Annotated in this window: 16 protein-coding genes, 1 tRNA gene and 1 other RNA gene; 10 read left to right on the top strand and 8 right to left on the bottom strand. The window is 69.6% G+C overall.

What is annotated here, in order from left to right; genetic code table 11:
• Positions 1-126, top strand: a transfer-messenger RNA (tmRNA) gene (ssrA, locus tag ACESK8_RS17470); the annotation flags it as partial.
• Positions 127-219: 93 nt separating this feature from the next.
• Here the strand turns inward: ssrA and ACESK8_RS17465 are convergent.
• Entirely contained in the window at positions 220-1,074 is an 855-nt protein-coding gene (locus tag ACESK8_RS17465) for a transposase (RefSeq protein WP_372969769.1), read from the bottom strand.
• A gap of 73 nt (positions 1,075-1,147) precedes the next feature.
• Here ACESK8_RS17465 and ACESK8_RS17460 point away from each other — a divergent pair, with 73 nt between their 5' ends.
• Positions 1,148-1,462: a hypothetical protein gene (locus ACESK8_RS17460; protein WP_372969768.1), complete on the top strand. Its 315-nt coding sequence runs from the start codon at positions 1,148-1,150 to the stop codon at positions 1,460-1,462.
• An 18-nt stretch (positions 1,463-1,480) separates the two neighbouring features.
• Here ACESK8_RS17460 and ACESK8_RS17455 read toward each other — a convergent pair whose 3' ends face one another.
• On the bottom strand, positions 1,481-2,044 hold the full coding sequence (locus tag ACESK8_RS17455) for a hypothetical protein (protein ID WP_372969767.1): 564 nt from the start codon (positions 2,042-2,044) through the stop codon (positions 1,481-1,483).
• Between the two features lie 22 nt (positions 2,045-2,066).
• Positions 2,067-2,864 (bottom strand): inositol monophosphatase, encoded by a 798-nt coding sequence (locus ACESK8_RS17450; protein ID WP_372969766.1) that lies wholly within the window; start codon positions 2,862-2,864, stop codon positions 2,067-2,069.
• Between the two features lie 148 nt (positions 2,865-3,012).
• Here ACESK8_RS17450 and ACESK8_RS17445 point away from each other — a divergent pair.
• Both ACESK8_RS17445 and ACESK8_RS17440 read left to right on the top strand, forming a co-directional pair.
• A tRNA-Lys gene (locus ACESK8_RS17445) sits at positions 3,013-3,085 on the top strand.
• A 114-nt stretch (positions 3,086-3,199) separates the two neighbouring features.
• Positions 3,200-3,610 carry a hypothetical protein gene (locus tag ACESK8_RS17440; RefSeq protein ID WP_372969765.1) on the top strand — a complete coding sequence of 137 codons (411 nt, stop codon included), beginning with the start codon at positions 3,200-3,202 and terminating at the stop codon, positions 3,608-3,610.
• Positions 3,611-3,613: 3 nt separating this feature from the next.
• Here the strand turns inward: ACESK8_RS17440 and ACESK8_RS17435 are convergent, their stop codons facing one another.
• From ACESK8_RS17435 to ACESK8_RS17420, 4 genes are read right to left on the bottom strand one after another with little or no spacing between them, the layout of a single operon-like run.
• Positions 3,614-4,087, bottom strand: a complete 474-nt coding sequence (locus ACESK8_RS17435; RefSeq protein WP_372969764.1) for a YbaK/EbsC family protein — start codon at positions 4,085-4,087, stop codon at positions 3,614-3,616.
• Positions 4,088-4,122: 35 nt separating this feature from the next.
• Positions 4,123-5,349, bottom strand: coding sequence for an MFS transporter (locus ACESK8_RS17430; protein ID WP_372969763.1), 1,227 nt, complete (start codon positions 5,347-5,349; stop codon positions 4,123-4,125).
• Positions 5,346-5,783, bottom strand: coding sequence for a MarR family winged helix-turn-helix transcriptional regulator (locus ACESK8_RS17425; protein ID WP_372969762.1), 438 nt, complete (start codon positions 5,781-5,783; stop codon positions 5,346-5,348). Before ACESK8_RS17425 ends, ACESK8_RS17430 begins: the two co-directional genes overlap by 4 nt.
• Positions 5,784-5,819: 36 nt before the next feature.
• Positions 5,820-6,608, bottom strand: coding sequence for an IclR family transcriptional regulator (locus ACESK8_RS17420; protein WP_372969761.1), 789 nt, complete (start codon positions 6,606-6,608; stop codon positions 5,820-5,822).
• Between the two features lie 102 nt (positions 6,609-6,710).
• Between ACESK8_RS17420 and ACESK8_RS17415 the strand changes: the two genes are divergently transcribed.
• Genes ACESK8_RS17415 through ACESK8_RS17405 form a run of 3 tightly spaced genes read left to right on the top strand, consistent with a single transcriptional unit; the run spans position 6,711 to position 9,362 of the window.
• Entirely contained in the window at positions 6,711-7,484 is a 774-nt protein-coding gene (locus tag ACESK8_RS17415; RefSeq protein ID WP_372969760.1) for a CoA transferase subunit A, read from the top strand.
• A gap of 1 nt (position 7,485) precedes the next feature.
• On the top strand, positions 7,486-8,133 hold the full coding sequence (locus ACESK8_RS17410) for a CoA transferase subunit B (protein ID WP_372969759.1): 648 nt from the start codon (positions 7,486-7,488) through the stop codon (positions 8,131-8,133).
• A gap of 26 nt (positions 8,134-8,159) precedes the next feature.
• Entirely contained in the window at positions 8,160-9,362 is a 1,203-nt protein-coding gene (locus ACESK8_RS17405; RefSeq protein ID WP_372969758.1) for an acetyl-CoA C-acetyltransferase, read from the top strand.
• Between the two features lie 58 nt (positions 9,363-9,420).
• On the opposite strand, the gene ACESK8_RS17400 is transcribed toward ACESK8_RS17405, so the two are convergent.
• Positions 9,421-9,699, bottom strand: coding sequence for a hypothetical protein (locus tag ACESK8_RS17400; RefSeq protein WP_060925784.1), 279 nt, complete (start codon positions 9,697-9,699; stop codon positions 9,421-9,423).
• A gap of 218 nt (positions 9,700-9,917) precedes the next feature.
• On the opposite strand from ACESK8_RS17400, the gene ACESK8_RS17395 reads away from it, so the two are divergent.
• Genes ACESK8_RS17395 through otsB form a run of 3 tightly spaced genes read left to right on the top strand, consistent with a single transcriptional unit; the run spans position 9,918 to position 13,492 of the window.
• On the top strand, positions 9,918-11,189 hold the full coding sequence (locus ACESK8_RS17395) for an MFS transporter (RefSeq protein WP_372969757.1): 1,272 nt from the start codon (positions 9,918-9,920) through the stop codon (positions 11,187-11,189).
• Between the two features lie 52 nt (positions 11,190-11,241).
• Positions 11,242-12,648, top strand: coding sequence for a trehalose-6-phosphate synthase (locus ACESK8_RS17390; protein ID WP_372969756.1), 1,407 nt, complete (start codon positions 11,242-11,244; stop codon positions 12,646-12,648).
• A gap of 46 nt (positions 12,649-12,694) precedes the next feature.
• A complete protein-coding gene (otsB, locus tag ACESK8_RS17385) occupies positions 12,695-13,492 on the top strand; it encodes a trehalose-phosphatase (RefSeq protein WP_372969755.1) in 798 nt (265 codons plus the stop codon).
• Positions 13,493-13,608 lie beyond the last annotated feature (116 nt).

Genomic DNA, 13,608 nt, shown 5'->3' with positions numbered 1-13,608 from the left:
TGGGCTCGTCGACTTAGGTGTCTGTGACAAAGGTCGGAGCCGAGCAGAACGTCTTCACAGACTGCGCCCGGAGAAGGCGTGGAGACTCAGCGTTGGACGGGGGTTCGATTCCCCCCAGCTCCACCAGGTCGCTGTCACAGGAGTGAGAACCCCGAGGTCGTGCGCATGCGCTGACCTCGGGGTTCTTCCGTGTCCGGGCACCTCGAGATTCGGGCGGGGTCAGCTGCGCTGATCGCCTTCGAGCGCGCGCTGTGCCTCCTGCACAGCGTCCTCGGCGTCCGCCACGCGCTGGGCGAGCTCCGCCTGCCGTCCGCCTGCCTCCGCGGCGTCGGCCCGTGCGTGGTCGGCGTCCCGACGGACGGACTCCAGCTCCTTCTCGAGTTCGCGCTCTCGCCGGGCGAGCTCGTCGACCTTCAGCGAGGCATCGCGGAGAGTGCGGTCCGTGGCGGCGGCCTCGCGCTCGGCACGGTGGAGGATCTGCTCAGCATCCCTCAGCGCGCGCTCCCGCTGCCGGCGCTCCCGGCGAGCCGTCACCTCGTCGACGGGCGCGTCGGGAAGGTCGGGCGGAGCGGGGGCGCCACCGCCCACCAGGGTGTCGACGATGTCGGCGAAGGTGCCGGACGGCTCGAGCTCTCGGATGAGCCGCCCGGAGGCGACGGCCGCCGCGGCATCCGGGTCGAAGAATGCGGCGGTGATCGTCTGCTGCACGGCGTCCTGGGTCGAGGCCGTGACGCGCTCGCCCCGCGCCTCGGCCAGCTCCACGGCGGTCGCTGCGAGCCGTCGGGTGAGGGCTCGTCGGTCACGGCCCAACTGCGACAGAGCCCGGGCGTCCAGATCGTCCTGCGCCTCGCGCAGCTCCTGAGCCAGCTGCAGCGCCTCGCCCAGTTGAGCGGCTCGTTCCCGGGCGAAGACGTTCACGACCCAGGCCGCGACCGAGGGCTTGCGCAGCGCCCGGATCCGGGTGGCGAGTTCGCGGTCGTCCGCCGCGGCGGCGCGCTCTTTCCGGGCGCTCACGAAGTCGTCCAGCGAGCCGGTGTAGAGGTCAGCCGCGATGTCCGTGAGGGGATCGCTCATGCGAGCGACGATACACGGCGACACGAGGCGTCGCCGTTCTGGACGTGTGCACGCAGACCAGTATTCTGGGGGCATGGCAACGCTGTTCTACGGTGCGCCTGATGTGCCGATCCACATCGAGGATCGCGCCCTCGCGCACCTGAAGATCGTCATCGCGACCAAACTCCGTCGGCAGGAGAGCTTCACCCTGTCGTGGCAGCACACCGAGGGAGAACCCGGCGGTCGGTCGACGATCTGGATCCACCCGTCCATCCCGCTGCGCTTCAGCTTCGACGAGCCCGAGCAGCCTCAGCTCAACTCGCGGTGGATCGAAGACCTCATGCAGTCGGTGAACTCCACCGGGGGGATCATGCTGGTCGACGAGGTCATCGACGCGCCGATCGAGTGACGCGGGCGGCGCGGGCGCTCAGCCGGCCCACTCGATGAGGATCAGGCCCTGTCGGGTGTCGGCGAACTTCACCCAGCCGTCGCCGAACAGGTACGTCATGCCGTAGCCGTCCTCGTCGACGCCCATGGCGAACTGCGGGTTCTCGGTGATGTACACGCCATCTGAGCCGTCCTCGCGCGTCCAGCCCTCCTTCAGCAGCGCAGCCTGCGCGGTCGCCGCATCCTCGGCACTGATCTCGGACCAGCCGTACAGCTGGCCGTGGTCGGAGGCGACGGTGTAGTCGGCCCAGAAGCACAGCAGGCCCTGATCGAGGGTCACGCCGCCGACCACGAACTCCTTCTCCTCGAACGTCCATCCCTGGTCCGTGAGGACCTGGACCGTGCCGGCCGACACGATCGTGTCGCAGGCGGGCTCAGCAGCGGCGGTCGGCGTGGGCGTAGACGCCGGCTCCGCGGAGGCGGTCGGCGAGGGCTTCGGAGCCTGAGGCGTGGGGGAGGCGGCAGTCTCCGGCGCGCCGGAGCACGACGTGAGGGCGACGGCGAGCAGCAGAGCGCCGAGAGCGGCAGAGGTGAAGCGGTTCATCGTCGCGGGCCTTCGTCGGGGATCAGTCGTGCAGCAGTTCGAGGAAGGCGTCGTGGAGCACGCCGTTGCTGGCCAGTGTCGAGAGGTCGGAGATCGTCTCCGCTCCGTCGAAACCGGTCATGCGCCCACCCGCCTCGCGGACGATCGGCACGGCTGCGGCGACGTCGTACTCCTTGACGCCGAACTCCGCCACCATCTCCAGGCGCCCCTCGGCGAGGAGCATGTAGGCGTAGATGTCGCCGTACGCGCGGTCGCGCCAGACCCGATCCGCGAGGGTCAGGAGTTGCTCGAGGTGGCCCGACTCCGCCCACTGGGTGATGCTCTGGAAGCTCACGCTCGCCTCGTCGAGGGTCGAGACGGAGGATGTTCGGATGCGGCGGGGCTCGGCATCCGTCGCCGTCCACGCGCCGGCCCCCGCGGACGCCCACCACCGACGTCCGAGTGCCGGCATGCTGACCACGCCCACCTGAGGGACGCCGTCGACGGCGAGGGCGATCATGGTGCCCCAGAGCGGCACTCCGCGCAGGAAGTTCGCGGTCCCGTCGATCGGGTCGATGATCCACTGCCGATGCGTGCTGCCCTCGGCTCCGAACTCCTCGCCGAAGATACCGTCGGCGGGGCGCTCGGCGGTCAGGATCTCGCGGATCGCACGTTCCGTCGCGAGGTCCGCGTCGGTGACGTGCGACCTGTCCGCCTTCGTCGACACCTCGAGGTCGGGGCTGTCGAAGCGGGGGAGGGACTGCGCGTCAGCCGCGTCCGCGAGTCGCAGGGCGAGTTCGAGGTCGAGCGAGAGCTGATCGGCGCGGGGGGAGGCGGTCACCTCCTCAGGATAACGGTCCCCGCGTCGGACCCTGCGAGGGCTTGACATGGGGCGACACGCGCGGCTGTCGCGTCGACCGCGGCTCGATTTCGCACCGCGGCGATCGGCTGGTAATGTAATTCCTCGGCCGGGGGATTCCCCGGGCCACGCACCTCTAGCTCAATCGGCAGAGCAACTGACTCTTAATCAGTGGGTTCTCGGTTCAAGTCCGAGGGGGTGCACGGATCAGCCTCGATGACTCTCGCCAGTCATCGGGGCTTTTTCACGTCCGCGGCGTTGCCGCGCCTGCCGGCTGCAGTGCGCTAGTTTGATGCAAACGCTTGGGGGATGTGGTGATGCGAGTACTGCAGAGAGCGTGCGCAGCGGGGGCGATCGCCGCGCTGTTCGCGCTGGGACTGACCGGCTGCTCCGGGGCGAGCGAGAAGGTCGTCGAGCACACGACCTCGTCCGTGACACTCGCGCCCGGCGAGAGCCTCGTCGTCGACTTCGGCGAGGTCAACGCGACGGTCGGCGAGGAGTGGGTGATCACGAACGAGCCGGACCCGTCGGTCCTCGAGCCGGGCGAGCAGCGCTCACGCTACCTCGGCGAAGACGGTGAGACCGGGGCCCCGAGCGAGGTCTCGTATCGATTCGCGCCGGAGGGCGACGGCACGACGGTCATCCGCTTCGAGTACCGCTTCCGTGGCGCTGTTCCCGAAGACGCGGACGATCAGGAGAGCGCCGAGATCACGGTGACGGTGAAGTAGCCCTCAGGCGACCGGGATCACGGTTCCGCGCGTCAGTCGCTGCAGCGCCTCGAACGTCAGCGGCATCACGGTGTGCGGATGCCCGGCGGCCGCCCAGATCTCGTCGTGGGCCGCGAGCGACTCGTCGAGGTAGGTGCGCAGCGGTGCAGGATGCCCGACGGGCGCCACGCCGCCGATGGCCTGACCTGTGGCCTCCCGGACGACGGACGCGGGAGCCATCGACACGGAGGTCGCCCCGATCCCGCGCGCCAGCACCTCGACGTCGACGCGATGGCCACCGCTCGTCATGATCAGGACAGGAGATCCGTCGGCCACGAACACGAGGCTGTTCGCGATCGCCGCGACCTCGCATCCGATCGCAGAGGCGGCTGCCTGCGCTGTGCGTGCGGAGTCCGGGAGGACGCGGATCGAGGTCTCGACGCCGGCCGCGTCGAGATCCCGCTGCACCGGCCTGCTGCGTTCGGGAAGGGCGCCCATGGCCTCCACGCTACCGAACGCAGCAGGCGGGCGAATCAGGCGGCGTCGCCCAGCAGGATCGCCTCGGCGTCCTCCACGGCGGCGTCATCGGGCTCATCGTCGATGTGCGAGAGCACGCGGCGACCGAGGAAGACCGTCAGCGCCGCCACGAGCACGGCGACCGCCGCGACCAGATACGGCACGGTGGCGGAGAAAGCGTGCCACAGAGCGGCCGCCAGCGGCGGGGCGATCGCTCCGCCGAGGAACCGGACGGAGGAGTACGCGGAGGAGGCGACCGAGCGCGGCAGGTCGGTGGCCTCCATCACGGCCTCGGTGAGCACGGTGTTCATGATGCCGAGCAGCAACCCGCCGACGACGATGCACACGACGAGCGCCGCGGCGGAATCGACGAGGAGCCCGGCGACGATGAGGTCGACGGCGAGAAGCGGGAGGACGGTGAGGATGACTCTGGTGCGCGACATCCGACGCATCAGGAGGGGAGCGACCCACACGCTCGTGACCGCCAGCGCCAGGCCCCACCCGAAGAACGTGAAGCCGATGCCCATCGCGCCGAAGCCGAGGGGGAACGGCGAGAACGCGAGCAGGATGAAGAAGCCGATGTTGTAGAAGAACGCGGCCACGGCGAGCACTGCGAGCGCGGGCCGACGGAGCGCGGTGAACGGCGCCGAGAAGGGTACCGGCGTGCGCTTCTCCTCCGGTCCGCGCAGGAGCACGAGGACGGCGAGGAAGGCGATCGCCATGAGCACCACGACGCCGAAGAAAGGTGCGCGCCAGCTCTGCTCGCCCAGCAGCCCGCCGAGCAGCGGACCGATCGCGATGCCGAGGCCGAGGGCTGCCTCGTACAGGATGATCGCCGCGGCGCTGCCACCCGAGGCTGCACCGACGATCGTCGCCAACGCCGTCGAGATGAACAGCGCATTGCCGAGGCCCCAGCCGGCACGGAAGCCGATCACCGCGTCGACGCTGCCGCTGAGTGCGCACAGGAGCGCGAAGACGACGATGAGCGCGAGACCGATGAGAAGGGTCTTCTTCGCGCCGATGCGGCTCGAGATCCAGCTCGTGACCAGCATCGCGAGCCCAGTCACCGCGAGATAGCTCGTGAAGAGCAGCTCGGTCTCGAACGGACTCGCCTGCAGCGAGTCGGCGATCGCGGGGAGGATCGGGTCGACCAGCCCGATTCCCATGAATGCGACGACGCACGCGAAGGCGACGGCCCAGACCTGGGCCGGCTGCCTCCAGACGGAGGGGGCGGGGGTGTTCACTCTGATGCTCCTGTCGAGTCGGGGGTGGTGCGCGCGGCGAGGATCTCGGCTGCGCGGGTGAGGATGCTCCAGTCGTCGTCATCGAGATCGGCGAATCGGGGGGCGAGGGTGTCCCGGAACTCGCTGCGCCATGCGCTCAGCGCGCCGGCGCCCGCGTCGGTGATGTCGACGGCGATCGCCCGCGAGTCCTCTGCGACCGGAGAGCGGCGGACGAGGCCGTCGCGCTCCAGCACGCCGATCAGACGAGTCATCCCGGGCTGGGTGGTCCGCGCTGCCGCGGCGAGTTCGCCGACGCGCTTCGGACCCGACTGCTCGAGCAGGCTGAGCACGCGCCACTGCGCGGCAGGGGCGTCGTTGCCGGCGTCCTGTGCGGCGATGCGGCCGAGTGCGTACCCCGAGAGCACGAGGGAGGGGATGACGTCCGGTCTTTTCATACCACCGAGTATATACCCGATGGTATGAAAAGAGCCTCAGCGTCGAGCGTTGGCAATCCGCGCGGACAGCTGATGCGCATGGGCGAGCAGCGTCCGCCCGAGGTCGGCGATGCGGTCGGGGCCGAAGCGGAAGCCGACTCCCGTGAGGCTCAGCGCCCATTCCGGACGCCCCGACCGATCGAAGACGGCGGCACCCAGCCCCCAGCTCCCTTCGACGATCAGCCCGGGGTTCACGGCGTACCCGCGCTCCTTCGTCTCGGCGAGCCGTTCTCGCAGCGGGCCGTTCGCATGCGCCCGTCCCCACTGGGACTCCAGCTCGGGATGCCGCGAGAGATAGGCGTCCACATCGTGGTCAGGGAGGAAGGCGAGGATCGCGAGCCCGGCACTCGCCACTCCCAGCGGGAAGCGCACACCCTCGCTGAGCACGAAGGAGCGGATGGGGAAGGCACCCTCCTCGCGGAGGAGGCAGACCGTCTCGTCGGCTCGACGCACGGAGAGGAAGGCGCTCTCCTCCGTCTTGACTGCGAGGGAGCGGACGATGTCGCGCGCGAGGGCCGTGACGTCATATCGCGCCGCCGCCACTGACCCCATGAGGAAGAGCTCCGGTCCCGGCATCCAGCGCGCGGTGTCGGCGTCCCTGTCGACCAGCCCTTCTGCCCGCAGGGCTGACAGGAGGCGATGGACGGTGGAGCGCGACAGATCGGCCGAACGGGCGAGGTCGTGCAGTGCCGCTCCGTCCGCGCCGCTGGCGGTCACGAGGCGAAGGAGCGCCGCTGCGCGGGCGATCGCCTGAGCGCCTGGCACCGACGGGCGAGTGGATTCCATGATGTGGACGCTACGGGGAGGAGTGTCCACATCGCAAGCGCGTCCTTCGCGCTCGCGCGTTCAGGGCGGATGCTGGAGAGAGCATCGTTCGAAGGAGAGCACGTGATCGACAAGCAATGGGCATCGGCTGCCGAAGCGGTCGCCGACATCTCGGACGGCTCGTCACTCGCAGTCGGAGGTTTCGGACTCTCCGGAAATCCGACCGCGCTGATCGAGGCACTGCTCGCGCAGGGGACCAGCGGACTCCGCATCGTGAGCAACAACTGCGGCGTGGACGACTGGGGGCTGGGGATCCTGCTCGCAGCCGGTCGGATCCGCAGGATGACCTCGTCGTACGTCGGGGAGAACAAGGAGTTCGAGCGTCAGTTCCTCTCCGGCGAACTCGAGCTGGAACTGACTCCGCAGGGGACGCTGGCCGAGAAGCTCCGGGCCGGCGGCTCGGGCATCGCCGCGTTCTACACGCAGACCGGTGTCGGCACGCAGGTGGCCGAGGGAGGACTGCCGCAGCGGTACCACCCCGACGGCACCGTGGCCGTGGGGTCACCCGCCAAAGACGTGCGCGCCTTCGGGCTCGGCGACGACGCACGCGAGTACGTGCTGGAGGAGGCCATCACCACCGACTTCGCACTCGTGCATGCCCTTGCAGGGGACCGGCACGGCAACCTCGTCTTCAACAAGGCCGCTCGCAACTTCAATCCGCTCGCCGCGATGGCCGGCCGCATCTGCATCGCCCAGGTCGAGCACCTGGTGGAACCGGGAGACCTCGACCCCGACCGGATCCACCTGCCCGGTGTCTTCGTGCACCGGGTCGTCGAGGTCGGCGCCGACGCACCCAAGCGCATCGAACGGCGCACCGTCGCCGCGGAAGGAGCCTGATATGGCGCTCACCCGTGACCAGATGGCGGCACGCGCGGCGGCCGAGCTGCAGGACGGCTCGTACGTCAACCTCGGGATCGGACTGCCGACGCTCGTTCCGAATCACGTGCCGGCCGGCGTGACGGTGGTGCTCCAGTCCGAGAACGGCATCCTGGGCGTCGGACCGTATCCGCACGAGGACGCCGTGGATCCGGACCTGATCAACGCGGGCAAGGAGACGGTCACCGTCCTGCCGGGCGCCGCGTTCTTCGACTCCGCGACCAGCTTCGGCATGATCAGGGGCGGCAAGATCGACGCCGCGATCCTCGGTGCCATGCAGGTCTCCGCGGCCGGCGACCTCGCGAACTGGATGATCCCCGGCAAGATGGTCAAGGGGCCGGGTGGCGCCATGGATCTCGTGCACGGAGCCGCGCGGGTGATCGTGCTCATGGAGCACGTGGCCAAGGACGGCTCGGCGAAGATCGTCGACGAGTGCTCGCTGCCCCTCACGGGCAGAGGTGTCGTCGACCGGATCATCACCGATCTGGCTGTGATCGATGTGACGGACCAGGGGCTCGTGCTCGTCGAGGTGGCGCCCGGGGCCAGCATCGACCAGATCGTGGCGGCGACCGAACCGCCACTGATCGTCTCCGACGCACTGCAGAACTGATGGACGACCGAAGCGAGGATCGCGAGATGAGCATCACACACCAGCCCACCGACCAGGACATCGTCATCGTCGCCGCTGCACGTACGCCGCAGGGCCGTCTCAAGGGACAGCTGGCCGGCTTCACGGCTCCGCAGCTCGGAGCCTTCGCCATCCGCGGCGCGCTCGAGCAGGGACCCGTGGATCCCGCGGTCGTCGATGCGGTGATCGTGGGCCAGGTGCTCGCCGCAGGGTCCGGTCAGAATGCCGCCAGACAGGCGGCGATCGGCGCGGGGATCGGATGGGACGTGCCCGCGCACTCGGTGAACAAGGTCTGCCTCTCGGGGCTGACCGCGATCATCGACGCCGCCAGGATGATCCGCACCGGCGACGCCGAGGTCGTGGTGGCGGCCGGAATGGAATCGATGACGCGCGCGCCGCACCTGCTGATGGGGTCGCGTGACGGCTGGACGTACGGCAGCGTCGAGGTTCTCGATCACATGGCCTACGACGGGCTCACCGACGCATACGACCGAGAGAGCATGGGAGCGTCGACCGAGCGCCACAACGCTCGATACGAGCTCACGAGGGCGGACCAGGATGAGGTCGCCGCACTCTCTCACCAGCGGGCCGCGGCCGCGCAGGCCGCCGGCGTCTTCGATGCCGAGATCGTCCCTGTCCTGGTGCCGCAGCGACGGGGCGAGCCCGTCGAGGTGCGAGCAGACGAGGGCATCCGACCCGACACCACCGTCGAATCCCTCGGCGGTCTGCGTGCGGCCTTCGCGGAGGGCGGGTCGATCACGGCGGGGAATTCATCGCAGATCTCCGACGGCGCGTCGGCTGTCGTGGTGACGAGCCGCGGCACGGCGCTCGCGCACGGCTGGCCGGTGCTGGTCACCGTCGGCGCGAGCGGACAGACAGCGGGGCCCGACAACTCGCTGCAGGCGCAACCCGCGCGGGCGATCGAACGGGCCTGCGAGAAGCAGGGCATCGCCCCTGCCGATCTCGATCTCGTGGAGATCAACGAGGCCTTCGGCGCCGTCGTCGCGCGCTCCCAGGTCGAACTCGGCCTGTCGAGCGACATCGTGAACGTCCATGGCGGCGGCATCGCGATCGGTCACCCGATCGGAGCATCCGGAGCACGACTCGTCGTGCACGCCGCGCACGAACTCGCGCGCCGGGGGAGCGGCACTGCCGCGGTCGGACTCTGCGGCGGCGGCGGTCAGGGCGAAGCGCTCATCCTCACGCGCTGATCCTCACACGGTGATCCTCGCCCGCTGACGATCTGCCGGATGCGATCCGCGCGGGCGTTCAGCGCTTCAGCGGCTTGATGCCCTTGGACTGCTTCTTGGCTTCCTTCTCGTGCTCCTTCTGCTGCTTCGCGTAGACGGGCGAATCAGGGGAGACGGGACGACCCTGCTTGGCCCGACGGGTGTCGATCACCGCGCCGATGGAGAGGGCGAGAGTGATGCCCCAGCTGAGCCAGGCGAGTGCCGAGCGCCACGTGAGCTTCGTGTCGCGGGAGCCACGCAGAAGAGTGACCCCGGTCATGATCGCGCCGACGATTCCGGTACCCGAGAGGTAGTTCATGCCCTCACGCTACCCGCAGCGGCGCGTGCGGCGCCCTGCCTTGACAAGCCCGCACGGGTTCTGTCAGGGCGGAGTGCACCCAGGTGGCACCCGGCGGGACGCGGTATCATGGGGGAGTCGCGGCTCGTCCGCGGCCGCAATCCGTGTATCTACCGGCCGTCGGCATTCCGGCGGACAGCGGCGGCACCCGACCCCGCGTCCGCGGACGCGCGAGAGCCATGTCACACGCACCCTCCACGCCACACGATCACGTCCCCGCGCCGACCACCGAGAGCGCAGGACTGCTCCGGATCGCCGGCCTCCCGTACTTCCTCATCGCCTTCATCGCCCGGCTTCCCTTCGCGATGATGGTCGTCGGCGTCCTCACCGTCGTCGTCTCCGCGCGCGGCTCGCTCTCGCTGGGTGGGCTCACATCCGCTGCTGTCGGCCTCGGCACCGCCTGCTTCGGACCCCTGCTCGGCGCGGCCGCCGATCGGTTCGGACAGCGCACCGTGCTGCTCGTGCTGGCGATCGCGAACGGCGCGATGCTGGTGCTCTTCACGTTCGTCGTGTACGCCGGCGGGGCTGACGCCCTGGTCCTCCTCGCGGCGGTCGGCATCGGCGCCACCGCACCACAGGTCGCCCCCATGTCGCGCTCCCGCCTTGTCACGATGATCACCGATCGGATGCCGGAATCCATGCGTCCGCGCACGATCTCGGGCACCATGGCGTACGAATCCGCCGCGGACGAGACGGTGTTCGTCTTCGGGCCCTTCCTCGTAGGCATCCTGGCCTCCGCGCTCGCGCCCTGGGCGCCGCTGATCGGTGCCGCGATTCTGACGGTGGTGTTCGTGGGGGCCTTCGCCCTGCATCCGAGCGCCCGTGCGGTGTCGATGCATCGTGACGGAGACGGCCGTGCGCCGTCGGCGGTGTCCGAGCTCTTCACGCCCGGTGTGCTCGTCGTCGTGGTCGGGATCCTCGGAGTGGGGATGTTCTTCGGCACCATGCTGACCTCGCTGACCTCGTTCATGGCCGACCGCGGCGCGTCCGAGCAGGCGGGACTGCTGTACGGCGTCATGGGCGTCGGCTCGGCGATCCTCGCTCTCGGCGTGGCGTGGCTGCCCGTGCGGTTCTCGCTGCGCGCCCGCTGGCTGACGTTCTCGGCCATCCTGCTCGCCGGCAGCCTGCTGCTGCTGCTCGTCGACAGCCCTGCGACGATGATGATCGCGCTCGCGATCATGGGCGTCGGCATCGGCCCGACCCTGGTCACGCAGTACAGCTTCGGTGCGGCGCGCAGCCCGCTCGGGCGCTCGGCGACCGTCATGACGATGCTGGGCTCGGGCATCGTGGTCGGTCAGTCCCTCGGGGCGGCGGTCGCGGGAGAGCTCGCCGAGAGCGCGGGCACCGGGAGCGCGCTGATCCTCCCGATCATCGCGGCGGCGATAGCGTTCGCCGCCGGCCTTGTCAACTGGAGGCTGAGTACAGCGCGACCTCGCGTAGCCTCGGTCTGAGCTTCTGTAGCCTGAGGAGCACCCCCCACTGCCGCGTCAGGAGCATCCATTCATGTCACTCGCAGATTTCGTCGTCGTCGCCAACCGACTCCCCGTCGATCGGGTCGTGGGTCCTGACGGCGAAGACGAGTGGCGCACCTCGCCCGGCGGTCTGGTCGCGGCGCTCGAGCCCATGATGCGCAGTGCCCGGGGCGCCTGGGTCGGCTGGGCGGGCCAGCCCGACATCGAACTCGACCGCTTCGAGATCAACGGGATCGACCTGATCCCGGTGCCCCTGAGCGGTGAAGAGGTCGCCGACTACTACGAGGGCTTCGCGAACGACACGATCTGGCCGCTGTACCACGACGTGATCGCCCCGCCGCAGTACCACCGCGAATGGTGGGAGGCCTACGTCAAGGTCAACCGCCGCTTCGCCGAGGCCGCCGCCGACGTCGTCGCCCCGAACGGCACGGTCTGGGTGCACGACTATCAGCTGCAACTGGTCCCGCAGATGATCCGTGAGCTCCGCGACGATGTGACCATCGGCTACTTCCACCACATCCCGTTCCCCGCTCACGGCCTGTACGCGCAGTTGCCCTGGCGGGATCAGGTGCTCAAGGGGCTCCTCGGTGCCGACGTCATCGGCTTCCAGCGCGCGCAGGATGCCACCTACTTCCTCACCGCCGTCCGCCGCCGCCTGCGGCACGAGGTCAAGGGCTCTTCGGTGACGGTCCCGACCGCAGACGGCACCCGCACCGCGGTGGCGCGAGCGTTCCCGATCTCGATCGACACCGCTCCCTACCTCGAGCTCGCAGCCCGCCCCGAGGTCAGGGCGCGGGCCGCGGAGATCCGGGCCAGCCTGGGCAACCCCAAGAAGATCCTGCTGGGTGTCGACCGGCTCGACTACACCAAGGGCATCCGGCACCGAATCAAGGCGTACGGCGAACTGCTCGAGGACGGCCGACTGAACGTCGACGACGTCACCCTCGTGCAGGTCGCCAGCCCGAGCCGTGAGCGGGTCGACGCATACGTCCATCTGCGCGACGAGATCGAGCTCGCGGTGGGGCGCATCAACGGCGACCACGACACGATGGGGCACACCGCGATCCGGTACCTGCACCAGGGGTATCCGCGCGAGGAGATGGTCGCGCTCTACCTCGCCGCCGACGTCATGCTGGTCACCGCACTGCGGGACGGCATGAACCTCGTCGCGAAGGAGTACGTGGCGACGCGCGCGGACAATCGCGGCGTGCTCGTGCTCAGCGAGTTCACCGGAGCGGCTGACGAGCTGCGGCAGGCCGTGCGGGTGAACCCCCACGACATCGCCGGCCTCAAGGACGCGATCATGACTGCGGTCGAGATGTCCCCCGCGGAGCAGGGCAAGCGGATGCGCTCGCTGCGCCGCCGCGTGCTGGAGAACGACGTGAACGCATGGTCGTCGTCGTTCCTGCGCGCTCTCGACGACGTCCGTCGGCGCTGACGGAGGCGGCCATACTGGAGGGGAACCCGCCTCGATTGGAGACCCTGTGACCCGCACCTGGACGCCCGGAGACGAAGACGCAGCGCTGAGCGCGATCGCCGCCACCCCGAGGCTCGTGGTCGCCCTCGACTTCGACGGCACGGCCTCACCGCTCGTGCCCGACCCGATGGCCGCGCGGGCCCTTCCCGAGGTGGCCGAGCAGGTGGCGCGCCTCTCCGCTCTGCCGGACACGGTCGTGGCGTACGTGTCAGGGCGCAGCATGGACGATCTGCGTGTGATCACCGAGCACACGGACGATGCTCTGATCGCACTGGCTGGCTCGCATGGCGCGCAGTACTGGTACCCGGGAGTCGGCGCGGCCGAGCCCGACGCCACCGGCACCGCCGAGGGCTCCCGGGAGGAGCTCTGGGAGGCCGCGCGTCCGATCATCGATCGATACGAGGGTGCCGAGCTCGAGCCCAAGACCTTCGGGATGGGCGTGCACACCCGCACGGCCGCGCCCGAGGTGGAGAAGGCCGTGTTCGCCGAGATCGACGCGTTGGTGGCCGAGCGGTTCCCGCACTGGCGTCGCCGCGCCGGCCACCGCGTGCTGGAGTTCTCCTCGAGGGCCGAGGGCAAGGACGCGGCGATGACCGCCCTCCGCGAGCACTTCGACGCGACCGCGATCCTCTTCGCGGGCGACGACGTCACGGACGAGGACGCGATGCGCGTGCTCAGCGGTGACGATCTGGGCGTCAGGGTCGGCCCGGGGGAGAGCGCCGCGACCCTTCGTGTGGAGAGTCCACAACAGATCGCTCTGCTTCTGGAGACGCTCGCGGACGAGCGCGCCTCTCTGCGGGAATAGACTTCCGTCATGTCCTCGCATGATCCCTCCACCAGCGCGCCCATCGACATCAAGCCCCGCAGCCGCGTCGTCACCGACGGCATCGAGGCGACGACCTCCCGAGGCATGCTCCGTGC

The sequence above is a fragment of the Microbacterium sp. genome (assembly GCF_041641055.1).
Taxonomy (GTDB): domain Bacteria; phylum Actinomycetota; class Actinomycetes; order Actinomycetales; family Microbacteriaceae; genus Microbacterium.
The sequence above is the reverse complement of the archived record's forward strand: the minus strand, read 5'-3'. Positions and strand labels throughout refer to the sequence as shown.

Bases quoted from the DNA above. Each gene is read 5' to 3' on its own strand.
- ACESK8_RS17425 (WP_372969762.1), bottom strand. From the start codon at position 5,783: ATGAAAAGACCGGACGTCATCCCCTCCCTCGTGCTCTCGGGGTACGCA.
- ACESK8_RS17405 (WP_372969758.1), top strand. From the start codon at position 8,160: ATGAGCATCACACACCAGCCCACCGACCAGGACATCGTCATCGTCGCC.
- ACESK8_RS17465 (WP_372969769.1), bottom strand. From the start codon at position 1,074: ATGAGCGATCCCCTCACGGACATCGCGGCTGACCTCTACACCGGCTCG.
- ACESK8_RS17420 (WP_372969761.1), bottom strand. From the start codon at position 6,608: ATGGAATCCACTCGCCCGTCGGTGCCAGGCGCTCAGGCGATCGCCCGC.
- ACESK8_RS17455 (WP_372969767.1), bottom strand. From the start codon at position 2,044: ATGAACCGCTTCACCTCTGCCGCTCTCGGCGCTCTGCTGCTCGCCGTC.
- ACESK8_RS17440 (WP_372969765.1), top strand. From the start codon at position 3,200: ATGCGAGTACTGCAGAGAGCGTGCGCAGCGGGGGCGATCGCCGCGCTG.
- ACESK8_RS17390 (WP_372969756.1), top strand. From the start codon at position 11,242: ATGTCACTCGCAGATTTCGTCGTCGTCGCCAACCGACTCCCCGTCGAT.
- ACESK8_RS17395 (WP_372969757.1), top strand. From the start codon at position 9,918: ATGTCACACGCACCCTCCACGCCACACGATCACGTCCCCGCGCCGACC.
- ACESK8_RS17460 (WP_372969768.1), top strand. From the start codon at position 1,148: ATGGCAACGCTGTTCTACGGTGCGCCTGATGTGCCGATCCACATCGAG.
- ACESK8_RS17400 (WP_060925784.1), bottom strand. From the start codon at position 9,699: ATGAACTACCTCTCGGGTACCGGAATCGTCGGCGCGATCATGACCGGG.
- ACESK8_RS17410 (WP_372969759.1), top strand. From the start codon at position 7,486: ATGGCGCTCACCCGTGACCAGATGGCGGCACGCGCGGCGGCCGAGCTG.
- ACESK8_RS17435 (WP_372969764.1), bottom strand. From the start codon at position 4,087: ATGGGCGCCCTTCCCGAACGCAGCAGGCCGGTGCAGCGGGATCTCGAC.